The organism is Paenibacillus sp. J22P165, assembly GCF_059692015.1.
In genome coordinates this window covers 49,040-66,784 of record NZ_JCAUAP010000024.1, presented here as the reverse complement: position 1 = coordinate 66,784, position 17,745 = coordinate 49,040, and the positions used below count along the sequence as shown (strand labels likewise).

Annotated in this window: 19 protein-coding genes; 6 read left to right on the top strand and 13 right to left on the bottom strand. The window is 45.4% G+C overall.

Annotated features, from left to right (window positions below; all coding sequences use genetic code 11):
- Positions 1–422: 422 nt before the first annotated feature.
- The 3 genes from AC58QM_RS34165 to AC58QM_RS34155 all read right to left on the bottom strand — a co-directional run bounded on the left by AC58QM_RS34165 (position 423) and on the right by AC58QM_RS34155 (position 1,928).
- Entirely contained in the window at positions 423–1,172 is a 750-nt protein-coding gene (locus tag AC58QM_RS34165) for a YwmB family TATA-box binding protein (RefSeq protein WP_497289171.1), read from the bottom strand.
- A 71-nt stretch (positions 1,173–1,243) separates the two neighbouring features.
- Complete coding sequence (locus AC58QM_RS34160) at positions 1,244–1,636, bottom strand: VOC family protein (RefSeq protein ID WP_497289170.1); 393 nt, start codon at positions 1,634–1,636, stop codon at positions 1,244–1,246.
- 70 nt (positions 1,637–1,706) lie between these two features.
- Positions 1,707–1,928 carry a hypothetical protein gene (locus AC58QM_RS34155; RefSeq protein ID WP_497289169.1) on the bottom strand — a complete coding sequence of 74 codons (222 nt, stop codon included), beginning with the start codon at positions 1,926–1,928 and terminating at the stop codon, positions 1,707–1,709.
- Between the two features lie 153 nt (positions 1,929–2,081).
- On the opposite strand from AC58QM_RS34155, the gene AC58QM_RS34150 reads away from it, so the two are divergent.
- Positions 2,082–2,360, top strand: coding sequence for a hypothetical protein (locus tag AC58QM_RS34150; protein ID WP_497259969.1), 279 nt, complete (start codon positions 2,082–2,084; stop codon positions 2,358–2,360).
- Positions 2,361–2,417: 57 nt separating this feature from the next.
- Here the strand turns inward: AC58QM_RS34150 and AC58QM_RS34145 are convergent, their stop codons facing one another.
- Complete coding sequence (locus AC58QM_RS34145; protein WP_497289168.1) at positions 2,418–5,108, bottom strand: ATP-binding protein; 2,691 nt, start codon at positions 5,106–5,108, stop codon at positions 2,418–2,420.
- 149 nt (positions 5,109–5,257) lie between these two features.
- Between AC58QM_RS34145 and hisC the strand changes: the two genes are divergently transcribed.
- Positions 5,258–6,376: a histidinol-phosphate transaminase gene (hisC, locus tag AC58QM_RS34140; protein WP_497289167.1), complete on the top strand. Its 1,119-nt coding sequence runs from the start codon at positions 5,258–5,260 to the stop codon at positions 6,374–6,376.
- A 103-nt stretch (positions 6,377–6,479) separates the two neighbouring features.
- Positions 6,480–6,944: a large conductance mechanosensitive channel protein MscL gene (mscL, locus tag AC58QM_RS34135; protein WP_497289166.1), complete on the top strand. Its 465-nt coding sequence runs from the start codon at positions 6,480–6,482 to the stop codon at positions 6,942–6,944.
- A 28-nt stretch (positions 6,945–6,972) separates the two neighbouring features.
- On the opposite strand, the gene AC58QM_RS34130 is transcribed toward mscL, so the two are convergent.
- The 8 genes from AC58QM_RS34130 to AC58QM_RS34095 all read right to left on the bottom strand — a co-directional run bounded on the left by AC58QM_RS34130 (position 6,973) and on the right by AC58QM_RS34095 (position 14,465).
- Positions 6,973–7,731, bottom strand: a complete 759-nt coding sequence (locus AC58QM_RS34130; RefSeq protein ID WP_497289165.1) for a (S)-benzoin forming benzil reductase — start codon at positions 7,729–7,731, stop codon at positions 6,973–6,975.
- Between the two features lie 69 nt (positions 7,732–7,800).
- A complete protein-coding gene (locus AC58QM_RS34125; RefSeq protein WP_497289164.1) occupies positions 7,801–8,721 on the bottom strand; it encodes a stalk domain-containing protein in 921 nt (306 codons plus the stop codon).
- 22 nt (positions 8,722–8,743) lie between these two features.
- Positions 8,744–9,190 (bottom strand): hypothetical protein, encoded by a 447-nt coding sequence (locus AC58QM_RS34120; RefSeq protein WP_497289163.1) that lies wholly within the window; start codon positions 9,188–9,190, stop codon positions 8,744–8,746.
- A 117-nt stretch (positions 9,191–9,307) separates the two neighbouring features.
- Positions 9,308–10,345 carry an adenosine deaminase gene (gene add, locus AC58QM_RS34115; RefSeq protein ID WP_497289162.1) on the bottom strand — a complete coding sequence of 346 codons (1,038 nt, stop codon included), beginning with the start codon at positions 10,343–10,345 and terminating at the stop codon, positions 9,308–9,310.
- Positions 10,346–10,580: 235 nt separating this feature from the next.
- Positions 10,581–11,603 (bottom strand): FecCD family ABC transporter permease, encoded by a 1,023-nt coding sequence (locus tag AC58QM_RS34110; protein WP_497289161.1) that lies wholly within the window; start codon positions 11,601–11,603, stop codon positions 10,581–10,583.
- Between the two features lie 2 nt (positions 11,604–11,605).
- Complete coding sequence (locus AC58QM_RS34105) at positions 11,606–12,646, bottom strand: FecCD family ABC transporter permease (RefSeq protein WP_497289160.1); 1,041 nt, start codon at positions 12,644–12,646, stop codon at positions 11,606–11,608.
- 14 nt (positions 12,647–12,660) lie between these two features.
- A complete protein-coding gene (locus AC58QM_RS34100) occupies positions 12,661–13,671 on the bottom strand; it encodes an ABC transporter substrate-binding protein (RefSeq protein ID WP_497289159.1) in 1,011 nt (336 codons plus the stop codon).
- Positions 13,672–13,775: 104 nt separating this feature from the next.
- Positions 13,776–14,465, bottom strand: a complete 690-nt coding sequence (locus tag AC58QM_RS34095; protein WP_497289158.1) for a DNA alkylation repair protein — start codon at positions 14,463–14,465, stop codon at positions 13,776–13,778.
- A gap of 117 nt (positions 14,466–14,582) precedes the next feature.
- Here AC58QM_RS34095 and AC58QM_RS34090 point away from each other — a divergent pair, with 117 nt between their 5' ends.
- Both AC58QM_RS34090 and AC58QM_RS34085 read left to right on the top strand, forming a co-directional pair.
- Positions 14,583–15,380: a Cof-type HAD-IIB family hydrolase gene (locus tag AC58QM_RS34090; RefSeq protein ID WP_310502595.1), complete on the top strand. Its 798-nt coding sequence runs from the start codon at positions 14,583–14,585 to the stop codon at positions 15,378–15,380.
- Positions 15,381–15,503: 123 nt separating this feature from the next.
- Positions 15,504–16,133 carry a class I SAM-dependent methyltransferase gene (locus AC58QM_RS34085; protein WP_497289157.1) on the top strand — a complete coding sequence of 210 codons (630 nt, stop codon included), beginning with the start codon at positions 15,504–15,506 and terminating at the stop codon, positions 16,131–16,133.
- 58 nt (positions 16,134–16,191) lie between these two features.
- On the opposite strand, the gene AC58QM_RS34080 is transcribed toward AC58QM_RS34085, so the two are convergent.
- The gene (locus AC58QM_RS34080; RefSeq protein WP_497289156.1) at positions 16,192–16,647 is read right to left on the bottom strand and encodes a GNAT family N-acetyltransferase; all 456 of its coding nucleotides are present in this window, start codon (positions 16,645–16,647) and stop codon (positions 16,192–16,194) included.
- A 219-nt stretch (positions 16,648–16,866) separates the two neighbouring features.
- Between AC58QM_RS34080 and AC58QM_RS34075 the strand changes: the two genes are divergently transcribed.
- Entirely contained in the window at positions 16,867–17,721 is an 855-nt protein-coding gene (locus AC58QM_RS34075; RefSeq protein ID WP_497289155.1) for an SDR family oxidoreductase, read from the top strand.
- The last annotated feature ends 24 nt before the right edge of the window (positions 17,722–17,745 follow it).

The window sequence follows — 17,745 nt, the reverse complement described above, 5'->3', positions numbered from 1 at the left end:
AAGATGACTTGCTCATTTGAAGCTAGCGAGATTTTGCAATCTCTTTTATAGTCGATTACTCGACTGTGCTTACTCACTCGTTGTTCAGTTTTCAAAGATCAATTTCTTTCGCTCACTGCCGTGTTACCGAAGCAGCGAGAAGTAATATACCACAGATCGTTTCTCAATTGCAAGCACTTTTTTTCTTGTCAATTTAAGTCGGTGTCTGTCGGAAAGTCATCTTACCATACCTCATTGCTGGAAAGCAAGTCCACTTTCATTTCGTCCGTGGTTGTTTGCTTCAGAACAACGAGGACTAATGTACCATGCCTAGAAATCAATTACAACCCCTTTGGAAAAGTTCCACTATTGCCATTCTTTCGAATTGTGCCTACAAGTATGCAATGAAAAAAAGGATGCCTCGACAGCACCCTCTTCGCAGTTTAATATTCCATTGTGATTATTGGTGTCCCTACCGTCAATCGCCAGAGGCCAGAAGTCGTATCTAGATGAAGCGCGATTTGGACATTCACCTTTTGACCGCCGCTTAATATAGAATCTTCGAAATCAGACGAGGCCAACGATAAACTGAAAGTTGTTGTATCTTCGTAACTCTCCACGACATATCCTTTATATGAACGAACGAGGTCCGTCAAGAATTCTTTTGGGCCATTCTCCAAAACAAGGTCCTCAACCGCATTCCCTTGGATCATTACATTCCATTTGCCTTGAATACCTTGGTTGATAAGATGTTTAGTCATTTCCTCCTGCCATTTCAGCAGTTGGTCCTGCTCAGCACTTCCTAATGCATCTAATCGGATGACAGCATAACAAGCTGACTGCCCTACTGGACTAGCAACCGTTAAAGTCATTACCGCGCCAGCAGCTACTTCTGATTTTACAGTGTAGATACCCTGCATATTTGAAATCTGCTCATTAGCCTTCGATTTAAAGCCCAGCTCTTGCGACAAGTTTTCGCCAGCGGCGATAACCTTGGTATTCACACCGCCACATGCGCCAAAGTAACCTGTATATTTGAAGGTAATTTGTTGATACGTTTGCATAACTGGCTTAGCCACATTTAGTAGTAACTGTGCATCTTGTTCAGCCTTGGCATCTACATGACGAACCCATCCGAAGAATAAGCCAAGTAGGAGTATGCCAATCACCGTTTGTGTCCATCGCTTCGACATGAAAAAAGCACCTCTTCACTAGAATCTATGACTCTAGTAAAAAGGATGCCCGTATCTAGCAAATGTTAAACCTATCCACGCGTCGATTGAAAGAATTCAATACGTTCGCCATCCAGCCCATTAAAGAAGAAATACCTAGAACCGTTCGGGAGAGTAGTAATTTCCGTATCTAGTTGCTCAATCTCCAGACCTTGGATTCTTACGAATTCAGCTTCAATATCATCTACGGTAAAAGCCAAGTGATGCACTTTACCTTCCTGAGGCAGGTTCGCATTATATCCTTCAATTAATTCAACTTCCGTTTCATTCTCAACCTCAAAGCCCAAAAATCCTAGACGAATAACGCCATTCGTATGAATCAACGTACCTTTGTGCTTAAGTCCGATCACATTTTCATAAAATGTAATAGATGCTTCCAAGTTTGCTACCATGACGCCCACATGTTCCAATTTCTTAACAGCCATATGTATCTACCTCCTCGTTCTAACACCCTTTCATATTAGCTAAAAATAATGAAAAGGGCTAGACCGCGGATCAGGTCATGAGTAGGGTCTCCATCTCCCCGTTGAGTGAGAAGAGCGTTACCTCTTTATTCGTTGTATGAACTAAGCCCAGGTTATCAAATACTTCCTTTACCTGAACATTATTTAAATGCTTCGTTATCGTTTCAATAGCCTGAGAGGAATACTCTTGGTACATGGATTCGAAAAATATCAGTACTTCTTTTTCCCCAATGATTACTTTCGTGTGCAGCATGCGCAACACCCCCGATTCAGATAGCATTATTGTATCGCCTTGAAGCTAAGAAAGTATCAGGACTTCTTTAGGTTTATGTTAGGTTTGTAGATTTCGCCAAAATTAAGGTGTCCGTGTATAATGAAATCGAAAGTGAAGAAGGGAGGGTCAAGAATGAGGTTGTTAAAGCTGCTGCAAATCTATGAGGTGGATGGGATTACCCCCAAGCATCGGTCAGATCGATTCGATTTCGATGAGATTCAAGGGCAAACATTTCTTGAAGTGAACCCGACCGAGGTAGGATGTCCAATGACGTTATCTGGGGTTAGACAACATACACCATTCAAAACAACACGAGTACAAGCGATTGATCAAGACGGTCTGGATTTCCGTGTCCTGACGCGCAACACGATTTATCATTTTGAAGTTCATACAGAACGAAATGTTCTGTGACACAAAAGACCTTTGATATCTTCCTCCTGGAAGGTAATCAAAGGTCTTTCTGTTTTATTAGCTCAGCCAAACCTGCATAAGCGAGAGAAGCTGATTGACATGCAGCGGCTTACTGATATAGTCTGATGCCCCCGCCTGCAAGCAAATATCCCTATCTTGCTTCATCGCTTTGGCGGTAAGTGCAATAATCGGAACATCCGCGTATTGACTATTCTTCCTAATGAGACGCATCGCTTCATAGCCATCCATGACCGGCATCATGATATCCATGAGGATGAGCTCAATATGATGGTCTTTTGCCAATAAATCTAAGCATTCTTGTCCGTTCTGAGCAACACTCACGATGATACCCTCTTGCTCAAAGGCATTACATAGCGCGAATACGTTACGAACATCATCATCCACAACAAGCACTTTTCTATCTTTAAAATGATGGCTATAACCATTCTCCTGCTCATCGGTTTTCTTGCTTATTTCGCGAAGGAAATATTCATTAGCGGTATTCGTCGATGCGGCTGCCGCTTCCTTGTGCATCGTATTGCTTACTCCCATTAGATGCGGTAGTGATGGAACATATAAAGTAAACGTACTTCCTTTGCCTTCCTCACTTTGCATATGAATGCTGCCACCTAGGAGTCGAGCTAGCTCACGACTAATCGATAAGCCAAGGCCAGTCCCTCCATACTTCCGATTGGTGGTACCATCCGCTTGCCGGAAAGGCTCGAAAATGACTTCTTGCTTGTCCAACGGAATACCTATACCGGTATCCTTAACGGTAACAGCCATAACCTGCATATGGGTAGCTGAAGGCAATAGCTCCGCAATTTGATCATCCTTACACATGCGGAATTCCACTTGCACAGCGCCTTGATGCGTAAATTTGAACGCGTTTGAGAGTAAGTTTTTGATAATTTGACTAAGCCTCTGTTCATCGGTATAGAAAATTGCCGGCACTTCAGCATCCATTTCGATCTCAAAAGTAAGCTTTCGCTGCTCAGCCACCTTCTCAAACTGACTTTGCAATAGCTCGGGAAGCCATTTTGTGTGCAGTTCACCTATATGAATATCCAACTTACCCGCTTCAACTTTGGACACATCCAAAACATCATTAATGAGGAGCAATAAATCATTCCCTGAAGAATGAATCACACGAGCATATTCCTGCTCATCCTGCGTTAAGGTTCGATTACTATTCTCCATAAGCATCTGAGAAAGGATCAGTATGCTGTTTAGCGGTGTGCGCAACTCATGGGACATGTTCGCCAAGAACTCTGATTTGTACCGCGAGCTCACCTCTAATTGAATGGCGTGTTCTTCAAAGGAAACTTTCATATGCTCCAGCTCCCTTGACCTTTCATCTGCATAGCGATTTCTTTCCTCTAGCTGTTCATTGGTCATATGCAATTCTTCTTGCTGAATTTGAAGCTCCTCTGTCATCGCTTGGTACTCTCTAAGCAGACGTTCAACCTCAACACGTGTTTGCACGCTATGTACGATCGTTCCAAGTACTTCTAGAATATCATCCAATAGACTCAGTTGGAGCGATGAAAACTTATCAAACGAAGCCAGCTCCATGATGGCAATGACTTCTTGATTATGAATAATTGGAACGATGAGCACACTTTGAGCGCCTGCTGATCCCAGCCCTGATTGTAAAGAGATATAGGATTCAGGCACCTGGGTAAGATGTACAATTCGTTTCTCAATCACACATTGACCAAGCAAGCCCTCTCCGACTTGAAAATAAGGCTTTCCAGCCTCCGCATTATCTCCCATCGCTGCATAGGTCGCCAACCTCATCATGCAATCCTTAGATTCATGCATATTTCTTATGTAAAAGACACCGAAAGAAGCATCAAACAATTCAGCTGCTTTGCGTATAAAGATAGTACCTAACGTTTCCAAATTGGAAATACCCTGCAGCATATGAACCACTTCCGTCAACTTCCGCTGCTGCCACTCGATCTCTTCTTGACTCTCCAACAAAATATTCGTTGCGTCAGCCAAATCCTTCACTTCATCATTCATCGTGACATGGATGCGTTTCGAACGATCCCGCTTCATCGAGCTCAGCTTGATGATACTCCTGGTAACCTGCTTGATGGTCCCCACAATCGATCTCGAAATAAGAAGTGCTGCAATCAATGAAAAGAGAAGCACCACACCCAGCATGACAAATAAGGAGTGGGTCAGCATTTCATTTTGAGCATCCAGATGGGCTGCCCTCTCCTTCACATACCCCATCTCCAAGCTGCGAAAGCGACTCAATTGCGAGCGAATATCTAGAATATTTTGGTGAGTAATAAAAAAGCTGAAATTAAAATAACTCTCATTCTCGAGGCCATTTCTCATTGTGGGCATGCTTCCACCCGTTTGTACAAGCCAATTCTCGATAGATTCTTTAAGCGCGAGCAGATTTCTCTCCTGCACAGGGTTATCCGTCGTTAATTCTTTCAATTGATTAAAAGAATCCCTCCACTTGGTCTGTCCGCTCGTATACGGCTCTAAATATTTGACTTCCCCCGTGAGTAAATAGCCCCTTTGCCCGTTTTCCATATCCATGACATATTTCTCTAGAAGATTCGACTCCCTATTGACGGCAAAATCATGTTCGATCACATAATTGCGGTCTCTCTGCATGGCGGCTAACTGATAATTAACAAGTACAAATGATAGAGTTAAGCAGAAAATGATGAATGCATATCCAATCATAATTTTGGCACGAATACCGAATCTCATTTTCTTCATCCTGCTGCCGTCCCCTCTATTGATAAACGCCTATTATCTGTATCATATACCAAATAAACGCTATCAGGATATGCAAACTTTTTACTTTACCACTTTACCAAGTTAATGTATTATTTAAATAAAGCATTTACAAAAAAGGAGTGTTGTACATGGAAGGTCCAGGTGTTCAAAATATCAATCCCCGCAGCATTTTATCACGCATGAAACCTTATACGCCCGGTAAACCCATTTGGGAGGTTCAACGCGAATTCGGGCTCACATCGGTTACCAAATTAGCCTCCAATGAAAATCCATTAGGCCCCTCCCCTCTTGCACTCGAGGCGATTCAAGCTTACATATCTGAAATTCATCGCTATCCAGATGCAGAGACAGTCAACCTTAGAGAAGCTATTGCAGAGAAACGCGGATTTTCCCCTGATCAAGTCCTTGTTACCAATGGCGGCGACGAACTGATTACTCTTCTCTCCGAAACTTATTTAGAACCAGGGGACGAGGTCATAGTGCCCTCTCCGACGTTCAGCGAATACGAATTCGGAGCCAACTTACTTGGAGCCAGTATAGTTAACGTACCCCTCGGGGAGAATTTCCGCTACGAAGTTGAAGCGATCTTGGAGGCAGTAACGGCACGTACGAAAATGCTCTATATTTGTTCGCCTAACAATCCGACGGGCACTTATATAACCAAAACAGACTTGCACCGACTTGTGAAAAGCCTCCCCTCACACGTGCTTGTGATCTTCGATGGTGCGTATAGCCATTTCGTCACCGCTGATGATTATTGCGATGGTCTTGCCCTAGTACGAGAAGGCTATCCTGTAGTTGTCCTGCAAACTTTTTCAAAAATCTACGGATTGGCGGGTATTCGCGTGGGTTATGGCATCGCAGATGCTGGGATTTTGCAAAAGATTCGTCAGGTGAAAGAACCTTTCAACGTAAACACACTCGCCCAGGTTGGCGCTGCTGCTGCTATCCAGGATGATCAACACCTTGAGGCAACACGCGCTAATAATACCAAGGTGAAGGAAGAGCTTTACGCCGAGCTGAGCTCATTAGCGTTTCCTTTTACGCCAAGTATGAGTAATTTCGTACTCGTCGATTTAGGCGAAGAAGCCAAAGCCATCTATGATATTTTGATGAGTCGCGGGGTTATTGTTCGATACGGTGGCAGTTGGAATCTTCCGAATCATGTGCGGATTTCGATTGGGACTTCCGAGGAAAATGCGGTGCTTGTTCAGGCTTTGAAGGAAATTGTCGCCGTGAAGGCGTAGATCAGGCACATAAAAACATCCCCTTAGCTAATGGGAGCGTATTTGTTTGGGCTCTATTAACTATGGTACAATCCTATTAATTATAGTCTCATGGGGGTACATCATGCTAAAAGAATTCAAAGAATTTGCATTCAAAGGGAACATGCTCGACCTCGCAGTCGGGGTTATTATTGGAGGGGCTTTCGGTAAAGTCATTACGTCCATTGTCAATGATTTGGTCATGCCACTTGTTGGTCTGCTCATTGGTAAAGTGAATTTCAATGATTTGTATGTTGCCTTGGATGGGAAACATTACGAAACATTTGATCAAGCTTCTAAAGCTACCGCCGTCTTTAGATATGGACAATTCCTATCAACTTTCTTAGATTTCTTGATCGTTGCATTCGTTATTTTCATAGTTGTTCGTCAAATCGGCAAGTTCCGTAAGAAGGAAGCGCCGAAGGAAAAAGCCGTTACAACCAAAGATTGCCCGCATTGCTTATCTGAAATACCAGCGCAAGCATCACGTTGTAAATTCTGTACTTCGGAGCTTTCGTCTGGGGGTAGGGTTAGCGGCAGCATTCAATAGATCGGTATAGCAAAGAGCCCGTGTCGGATTACGACATGGGCTCTTTGCTGCGTAGGTCAGCAATCTCGCCTTGTTCGAACGCGTTTGCTTGCAGCAGGCGCAGCAGCTGCTTAGCCGCGTCTTCGGGTGAGCGCAGCTCACCCTGCTCTTTGAGCTGGACGAACCGGCTCACCTGCGGGAAGTCCTTTTCGGATGCAGCGCGAATCTCCCGCTGCATCTCGGTGTCCACCACGCCCGGTGCTACGGAACAGATCAGCACCGGGTGCGGCTCTTGCAGCTGCTCGATGCCGACGCAGCGCGCCAGCATGTCCAGCCCGGCTTTGGCGGTGCAATATGCCCCCCAGCCGGGGTAGGGCTTGCGCCCCGCGCCCGAGGAGATGCCGACGACCCGCTTCATGATCGGCCACGCCTGCGTGAGCCGAATGAAGCTGTTCGTCAGCACCGCGGGTGCGACGAGATTGACCTGCAGGCTGCGCTGCAGGTCGTCAGTGGCAGCTCGGCCGATCGACGTCATCGGCTCGAGCATGCCCGCGTTGTTGATGAGCGTGATGGAGGCCACGCCATCCAGCCCCGAGAGGATTCGCTCGATGAGCGAATCTAGGTCCTCCGTTTGCGCCAAATCGTAAGCGTGGAAGGTCAGCTGACCTCCCACGCGCAGCGCCTCTTGGCGCAAGCTCTCGTTCTCGCTGCGGGATATATAGTGAACCGCAGCACCTTGTCCCAGCAGCTGCCAGATGATGGCAGCGCCCAGGCCTTTGGAACCGCCAGTTATGAGATAAGTATCCATAGATGTCTTCCATTCTTTTTGAGATTAGCGATACGCGCAGACGTTTCGTTAACTACCCACGCATCTCCACTATTGAGCCAACGTAACTTGAACTGACTTATAATTCGTGAAATCTCCTTTACCGACAAACACAGCAAAAGACTGAATACCCTGAGGTCTCTCCACCCCAAGCGTCGTGGTTGCTGTACCCAAGATACCGCCTTTTTCGTCATAAAAGCTGACCACGATCGGCGCGTTTGCAGGTAATTCATTCTCCACCACACTGCCTAAAAGACCTCTGACAATTGTGTATTCCCCGCTGCGCAGCACATCAACGAGACCAAAACTGACCTTATGGGAAGCATCTTGTATGAACGCTGGCACTGAATACCCCGGCATACGTGTAGGTGAAGGTGTTTTGCTTTCTAGGGTGACCATCGTATAACCCGAAATATCCGTCAGACTCTTTGTTTCAAACGAGATGATTTGCTCCGTCAGTGTTGGGATTTGATTAACCACATAAGGAACTTTCTCCAGCAGCTCTCCCTTATCGTTCCAGAATGCCAGGTTACCTGCTGCATCTATTCGCGCTGAATTGCCCCCTGGGTTCATGGACTGATAGGCACTAAGTAATTTGTAATCCCAGGCATCGTGGCCAATAAAGAGTTGTCCCTTAATAATTGAGTGGGCCCCTTCTTTCTCAACCGCTATGTGCCCTGCACTCATGCCAGGATTATTAATATCCCTAATGGTAAAGCCGTCATCCACCACAATGGTTTGTGAAGCCTCGTCGTAAACTACTTTGTTCCCCGTATTTTCTGCTATAAAGCGCACAGGAACATAGACATGTCCCTCATAGTTCAATGTTTGGTAACCTTCTGTGCTTTTCTCTTCACCATTAATGATGAACTTCGCTGGAAAAAGATAAGTCTGCACCATATCCGATGCATACACACCCGTAGCCGCAGTCAATCCAATCCCGCAGGCTAGGCCCAAAATAAACTTCCTCATTTCAACACTCCCAGTCTTTATGTTAACTCACAGACTTCCATTCCGCCAAAAGCTCATTGAACTGACTCCCCAGCTTCCGCTTATTGATCGTGATGTTGAGTACATCTATTCTCCCTCTAATAAAGAGCTCGAATTGATTGACTTTACCATCGACCAAATAGTAATGCAGAATATCCTCTTTGGGGATAAATTCATCATGCACCTTAATCCCCTTATCACCGATATAAACACGATCCAGCATGGCTGCAAGTAGTATAAGAATAACTAGCAAAACAAACTTAAACTTACTCTCTTGCGTAATAATAAATGGCATGAAAAAAAGATTCAGCAACGTCATCCCTATTTTCTTGTAATCACTAAATCCAACGAGCATAGCGGTTCCGATGAGCTTTTTGGCTTTACTAGATTTGTAAGATTTCACTAGCATATAGATAACATACGCAAGCACAATCAAATATGAGACCTTCACATCGCTCGCCTCCTGCCGCAAAAATTTGAGAAGTTTCCCTTATTTTAACATAACATACACCTTCTTAAGCATAAAAAAATCTGCTGCTCATCGCAACAGATCCCATCCAATGTCCATTTAATTATATACACCCAAACTGCTAAGCTCAGCTTCCATCTCTTGTCGGAACAGCACTTTATCATGTTCTTCCATAAAAGCGGCTTCCACACCATTCATGATTAACTTCACTAGTTCTGGTGTTGTAAAAGCGAATCGATCGGCAATCGCGCGATACTCCTTCGTAATATTCGTACCAGACACGCTAGGATTATCCGTATTGATCGTTATGATCAGCCCTTGATCCAAGTATTCACGGATCGGGTAGGCCTCCCAGGAAGCCACTGCTTTCGTTTGGATATTGGAGATCGGGCACATTTCTAGCGGGATACGGCGATCTTTGATCATTCCTAGAATCTCCGCATTCTCACGAAGTCTTACCCCATGCCCAATGCGCGTAGCCCCCAAATGTGTAACAGCATTGTAAACGTTAACTGCGCCTGCCGCTTCACCTGCATGAATAGTGACAGGAATGCCTAATGTATGTGATCTAGCAAACACTTCTCGGAAAAATTCAGGAGGATAATTCGCCTCATCCCCCGCTAAATCAACGGCAACGACCCCCTTGCCTAAGAATTTAGCCGCTGCTTCAATAACTTCCAAATTATCTGCACAAGTGTGATTTCGCATACAAATGGCAATTACACCGAATCTCGTTCCGAACTCGCGTTGTGCACGCTTCAACCCTTGCGTCACGTAGTGGAACGTGTCTTCGAGCGTTAGCCCCATGTTGCGATGCAATTGTGGAGCAAAACGAACCTCCACATACCGACAATTGTGCTCAACGGATTGTTCAACCACTTCATAAGCAACACGCTCTAAGGCTGCGCCCGTTTGTAAGAAGCGTGTTGTGAAATCGAATTTACCTAAGTATTCAATTAAACTTCCACAAGTGTCCGTCACTCGCATATGTGGGATAAGCCCATCCGTATCGTAAACAGGGAGTGATATACCTTGTTCGAGAGCGAGTTCCAAAATCGTCTCGGGCTTCACACTGCCATCCAAGTGTAAATGAAGATCCACCTTTGGTAATCTAGCTAACAAATCATGTGTTCGCATGTGAGCCATCTCCCATCTCTCCCTTTGTCTCTCAATGGCGCTAGTGCGCTTGAGAAGAATTTTTATTACTTTAAACGAATGTAAGTATTATGTCAATATATATAACAATAATTCGTTTTATTTAGATTTATTTATTATATGCGTCATGTTATCTAACATTTACATCAGAGCAGTAATTAATAAAAAAATCCACAACAGGCTATGAAGCCCATTGTGGATCTCTATCTCCAACCTCTTAGGAAGTCCTCGTTCGAACTAATAAATACAGGAAGTATGGCGCCCCGATAACAGCGGCCACAATGCCCGTCGGAACCTCGGTTGGTTGAAACATCCCCCGCGCTAGCGTATCCGCGACGATTAGTATCAACCCACCAGTAAGCGCTGAGGCTGGAAGCAAGTATTGATGCTTAGGTCCCACTAGCCTTCTAGCTAGATGGGGACCTATCAATCCTACGAAACCAATCCCGCCGCCGACAGCGACACAAGCACCTGCAAGCGCAACAGCTGCAACAAGCAATCCAATACGTTCCCGTTCCATCCTGATCCCCAATCCGATGGACGTCATCTCCCCTAGATTCAACACATTCAACACATTCGCTTTGAACATGACATAAGGAATGAGGATGATGATCCATGGTAATAAGGCGAGAACGAACTTCCAATTCGTCCCCCAAATACTACCCGCTAACCACACCTGTACGAACTGAAAATCGGTTGGATCCAAGCGAATGGATAGGACCATCATTAGAGCAGCAATACCCGCAGAAACCGCGATTCCCACAAGCAGAAGACGAGATGACGAGATGCCTTTGCCTTTGACATATGAGAGGGTATAAATGAGCAGAGCGGCCAAACCCGCACCCAGCATTGCGATCATCGGCATGAAGAACAATGGACCCGCTGCATTATTCTTATAAAAGGAGACGACTAGAATAATCGCAAGCCCTGCCCCCGCATTAATACCCAGTATCCCTGGGTCCGCTAGCATATTTCGCGATATCCCTTGTAGGATGGCTCCAGAAACCGCTAGGCCCGCTCCAACCAAAATCGAAATCACGATACGCGGAAGTCGAAAATCGAAGAGGATAAGTTCCTGCTTCGCAGTCCCGCCACCGAAGATTGTTCGCAACACATCAAGCGGACTCAAACGAATCACACCTGTATTCATGCTTATAATAAAAACGATAATAATGAGTACGCTTAAAATCGATAGGACCGTGATGGCTTTTGACAATCTCGGTTTCTTCGTATTTCCCATGCTTAGTCCCTCCCCTTTCTACGTGCTAGATAGAGGAAGAAAGGTACACCAATCAGCGCAATAATCGCACCTATTGGCGTCTCAAAAGGAGGGTTCACCATACGAGCTCCGATATCAGCAGCCACGACTAACAAAGCGCCTAATACGGCTGACGTCGGGATAATCCAACGATAATCAACACCTACGAGATAGCGAACAACATGTGGAATAATAAGGCCAATGAATCCAATTGCTCCTACTGCTGCCACAGACGCACCAGCAAGGACCAGAACTAGCACGAATGCGGCTAGCTTAACGTATCCTATCCGTAATCCGAGGCCTATAGCAACATCTTCCCCCATGCTTAACAGCGTAATCCAGGGTGAGACGAGAAGCGCACCTAGTAAAGCAACGACAATCCATGGTGCCATGATGTCAACTTGTAACCACTTCGTACCTGCAATCCCTCCTGCAAACCAAAAAGCGAGATCCTGTCCAATATGATAGGAGATCGCAATCCCTTCACTGAGTGCCAGCAATAAAGCACTAACAGCTGACCCCGCTAGGACGATTCGAACCGGTGTTACGCCTCCCTTAGCCAACGCGCTAATACCATATACCAGCGCGGTCCCTACCGCTGCACCTAAAAAGGAAAATAAAATGACATAGTGAAACGGCAGCTTCGGAAAAAAGGCAAAACACAGGGCAAGCATAAAGCCTGCACCTGCGTTAATACCAAGAATACCCGGGTCCGATAATGGATTGCGTGTTACACCTTGCATAATCGCACCTGCTACAGCAAAAGCAGACCCAACCAGGGCTCCAGCGATTGCTCGCGGAAGTCTAAGTTGTTGGATAATCAAATGTTGTGTATTATCCGCATTAAAATGGAAGATCGCTCGCCATACTTCACCGAAAGTGATATCAGCTGCACCTACTGAAATGGAGGTGATTAAACTGATCACTAGCAAGGCTAATCCACCTATCATAATGACTGTCGCAGTAAGAGGACGCGATTTCAATGAGGGTTTAGCTGAGGGAACTTGCTTATTTGAACCCATCATACACAGCCCCCAATTTACTTAATGACTTTAACCATATCGTCCATGACGCGCTCGCCAGCGATTACACCGTTGTACAACCAGCTGCTTGTCTTGTCCATTTCAAACACTTTACCTGATTTCACAGCAGGAACGTTCTTCCATAGCGGGTCTTCCAGGTTCCCTGCTTGACCTTTATCGCTGTTAACCAAGAAAATGTAATCTGCATCTAATTGAGCAAGCTTTTCTAGTGAAATTGGCACCCAATTCGCTTTCGCGTCCGGTAATACAGCCAAAATGTTAGGCAGTTTCAAACCAAGATCGCCGTAAGCAACCGCGCCGCTGGCAACTTTACCGTTAACGACATAAAAGTTTTTATTCGTTACCCATAGAATGGCAACCTTTTTATCACCAAGTATTGGAGCAAGTTTTGCTTTTGTATCTGTTACTTTTTGATCATATTTTTTTAGAGCAGCGTTCGCCGCATCTGTTTTATTTAGAATTTCGCCCATTTTCAAAAGCGTCTTACGGAAGTCCGCAGTTACTTCGCTACCAAGAACGAATGTCGGTACAACTTTGGAGTATTGCTCATACAGACCTTTCTCAACTGCTGACTCACTTCCCACGATCATGAAATCTGGGGTAGCTTTCAAAATGGATTCCACAGGAAGATTGGAAGGGATTGTAGGAACACCAGCTAGCTGTGTTTGCAAATAATCTTGCACACTTGTTTCTTTAACAGACCATTGAACAATTGGTTTAACACCAAGTGCTAGAAGCGGATCCTCTAAGTAGGATGCGATAACTGCTTTCGGGTTGGCTGGAACCTTAACATCGTGACCCATGCTATCTTTAATAACTTTATCAACAGCTGGAGCCGGTGTTGCTGTCGCCGCTGCCGTAGCTGCTGGAGCAGTTGAAGTTGCTGGTGTTGTTGTGCTTGCTGCATCTTTATTACTTCCACAAGCAGTTACTAGTAGTGCTGCCATACACACGGAAAGGACAGTAAATGAAACTTTAGTTGTTTTGGTTTGGTTAAAACGAAGCACGGGAAACCCTCCTGATTATCTCTTAGCTATGATATTGATTCTCATTTCATAATAATGAAAATGATTCTCAATGTCAATATATCAGAGGCTCCTGTAGATATGTTCTAATTTTCTGCTAATTTCTTATGTATGACCTTCAATGCCTCTCTGACGCTTAGCGGTGATAACTCCGTGCTTGCAACGAAAGCTTGTACGGTTGCAGCATCGGTTTTGGAGTACTCGCGCAGCGCCCAGCCTATCGCTTTGCGGATGAAGAACTCCTTCGATTCCGCCATTTCGCTAATGCAATGAAAAAGCAACGGGACATCCGTTTTCGTTTTATACTTCAATTGGAAAAGAATAGCAGTGCGCTGCAGCCACATGTTGTTAGAAGCTAACCATTTCTCTACATAACTTGGTATTAAGGCTGGGAATCGCTGCAGATGATAACCGATCAAGTGATCAGCAACCGTATCTACGGTATCCCACCATGATTGCGTTACAATAAAGTGCTCTAACACGTCAAGATGTTCAGCATTCACTGTTTTTCTTACTTGCAGCAACATCAGAATGGCCGTGTAAGCAAACTCGCGCTCGGGCAATTGCCACAGCTCCTGTGCGACGCGAACTGCCTCCTCCCCTTTGGGAAAACCATGTTCCTTGGTGAATTGCTTGGTCAACGCAACACGTTCCGGATTGCGAATGCCAAGAAAAGGAAAGTGATTCTTCATATAAGCTTCCATGCTCGGGGCATTTTCCGCGTTCGCATGGACTCTAAGCCATATTTCAATATCATTTGTATAAGCTGATGTCACCGTAAAAGAACCTCCTTTTAGCTATTTCCTATGCGCTTATTGTAGCAATTCGCTAGCAATTCGGGTATGCTATTAGCAGAATTTTAATAGAGATGACGAATAGGATCGGTGAGAAACATGACGTATAAATTAGTTGCTGCTGACTTAGATGATACGCTGCTGCGTGATGATTTGACGATTTCCCAAGAGACAGTTGAGGCTATGCATCAAGCTGTTGCCAAAGGGGTCTTGGTGACCATCGCCACGGGAAGAAGCTTCCCTTCCGCTGCCAAAATTGCCAATCGCATTGGACTTAACGTACCTATTATTACGTATCAAGGGGCTTTGATCAAAAATTTATTAGACGAAAAAGTGCTCTACGAGCGCACAGTTCCTGTAGAGAGCGCCCGCTTCCTGCTCGATTACTGCGAGAAGAACAACTACCATCTTCAGCTTTACCATGGGGACGAGCTTTATGCAGCTGAAGATAACGATAAGATTAAAAACTATGTAAGCTTGTCCAAAACTCCTTATATCATTGGGGATTTGCGCCAGTGGATTGATATTCCGCAGCCTAAAATGCTGATTGTGGATAAACCTGAAGTTTGCGATCAAATCCGTGAAGAGCTTCTCCCTCTGCTCGGTGATCAATTGCATATTACGAAGTCCAAGCCTCACTATCTGGAGTTCATGCATAAAGAAGGTACCAAAGGGCATGCGATCACGTTCCTTGCAGAGCACATCGGTTGTTCTTTAGATGAAGTCATTGCCCTCGGCGATGCCTGGAATGATCGGGAAATGCTTGAAGTCGCCGGCCTTGGCGTTGCGATGGAGAATGCCCTGCCTGAGCTTAAAGCGTTGGCGAACTTCGTGACGAAGAGCAATAATGAGGATGGCGTGAGGCATGTGCTGGAGAAGTTTGTTTTGGCGGAGTAATAAAAAGGATGATTGAAGGAGGTCTACTAAGACCTCCTTTTTCTCATTGGGACAGCCTATTTTTTAATTGTTAACGTAATGAGGCAAAATAGAAACAATAACCTAATAGTAAGGAGATAGCGTATGACCGAATTTTGGGAATCAAGTTTTATAGAAAATCAAATGATGTGGGGATTCGAACCTGCGGACTCCGCTATCATGACCAAGGACTTTTTCCTTGAAAAGAAAGTTAAGGATATCTTGCTGCCTGGTATTGGATATGGTAGAAACGCAAAGGTTTTTATCGATCATGGCATCGAGGTTACTGGCATTGAAATTTCAAGCACAGCGATTGATCTGGCAAGAAAAAATGGACTGAATATGCCTATCTTTCATGGCTCAGTGACTGATATGCCTTTTGATAACAAACGTTATGATGGTGTCTTTAGTTACGCACTTATTCACTTATTGAGCAGTCAGGAGAGAGAGAAGTTCATTCAAGATTGTTTTCATCAACTTAAGCCAAACGGATATATGATTTTCACTGCGATTTCAAAGGAAGCTCCCATGTTTGGAAAAGGCAAACAACTGGGTCAAGACTATTTTGAGATCATGGAAGGAATCAAAATGTTCTTTTATGATGCAGATTCGATTACACAAGAATTCGGGAAGTTTGGACTGATCGACATCCAGAAAATCGTTGAGCCTCATAAAAATATGGAAAATAAACCTCCATTTACTTTCATGATGATCAAGTGTCAAAAAGTGCAATGAGCATTTGATTGAAAAAGAGACCTCCAGCTACTTACTGAAGGTCTCCGTTAAATGAATCTCATAAGGCCAATGTCATGAATGAACTATTGGGATCTAAGGTATAGTCCGCAAATGGCCCACAATAGGTGAATCCAAAATTCTCATATAACTTTCTTGCAGGTTCGAACGCTTCCATTGAGCCTGTTTCCAAGCTGATTCGCGTATAGCCGCGACGCTTTGCTTCATTAATAATGTGTTCCAGAATTTTCTTGGCGATTCCTTTTCTGTGATGTGCGGACGAAGTTCGCATTGATTTTAACTCACCATGCTGATGATCTAGCTCTTTAAGCGCTCCGCATCCAACTAATTCCCCTTGCTCCCATCCACTCCAAAATGTCACTTCTGGTTTTTTTAATCCATCCACATTTAGAGCGTGTGTACTCTCAGGTGGGGATAAGGATTGCATATGTAGAAGGTGCTCCATAATGAGCGCTCTTACTTCAGGGCCGGATAAATCGTCTACTTTAATCTCCATGATTGCCTCTCTTCTGCCACTAATTTTTAATCATTAGAATACAACATTACATGGGTCAATTTCAACCGCTTTTGGGATTATGCCTAATGATCACTCTCTGCCTTGTGCATCATACCAATGCTCGACTTGCCACTGGACAGTACGGTGACTGATATGAGAACATGAGTTATCTGACTAAATTGTAAGCGCTATCCATCATCAAAAAGGAGCGTGAGTCTCATGTTCGACGGAGCATTACTCCAAGATAAAGTTGTTCTCATTACAGGCGGTGGCACGGGTCTTGGCCGCGCGATGGGTGAAAAATTCCTGTCACTCGGCGCTAAGCTGGCTATCACGAGTAGACGAGAAGAAGTGCTCGCGAAAGCCGCTGCCGAAATGAGCATTGATGGCGGTGGGGATGTCTTCTATCATCCCTGCGATGTGCGTGATCCGCAGCAGGTTGCTGACATGATCACGGCCGTGGAGCAGCACTTCGGTCGCATCGACGTGCTGATTAATAATGCGGCGGGCAACTTTGCCAGCCCGACCGAGAACTTGTCACCGCGAGCGGTCGATGCGGTGCTGAACATTGTGCTCCACGGGACGTTCTACACCACGTTGGAGTTGGGTAAGCGGTGGATCGAGCAAGGTGTAGGAGGTACGATGCTGAACATCGTCACCTCCTACGCCTCCACCGGATCCGCCTTTGTTGTGCCTTCCGCCGCAGCGAAGGCCGGCGTGCTTGCCCTTACCCGCTCACTCGCCGTCGAGTGGGCGCGGTATGGGATCCGGCAAGTGGCTATCGCGCCGGGTTTGTTCCCGACCGACGGCGCGTGGAGCCGATTGGCTCCCACGCCCGAGCTGTCGCAGAAGCTCTTGCACCGCGTCCCGCTGGGGCGCGTTGGGGAAAAAGATGAGCTGGCGAACCTCGCCGCTTATCTGATTTCGGACTTCGCCGGCTACATTAACGGCGAAGTGATCACGATTGACGGCGGCGAGTGGCTGCAAGGTGCCGGGCAGTTCAACGATCTGCTCGAGGTGACCGATGAGCAGTGGGTTTCGATTGCGGAGATGTCCCGCAAGGGGAAATCGTAGCTTGCCGTAGAGGCGAGGAGCAAA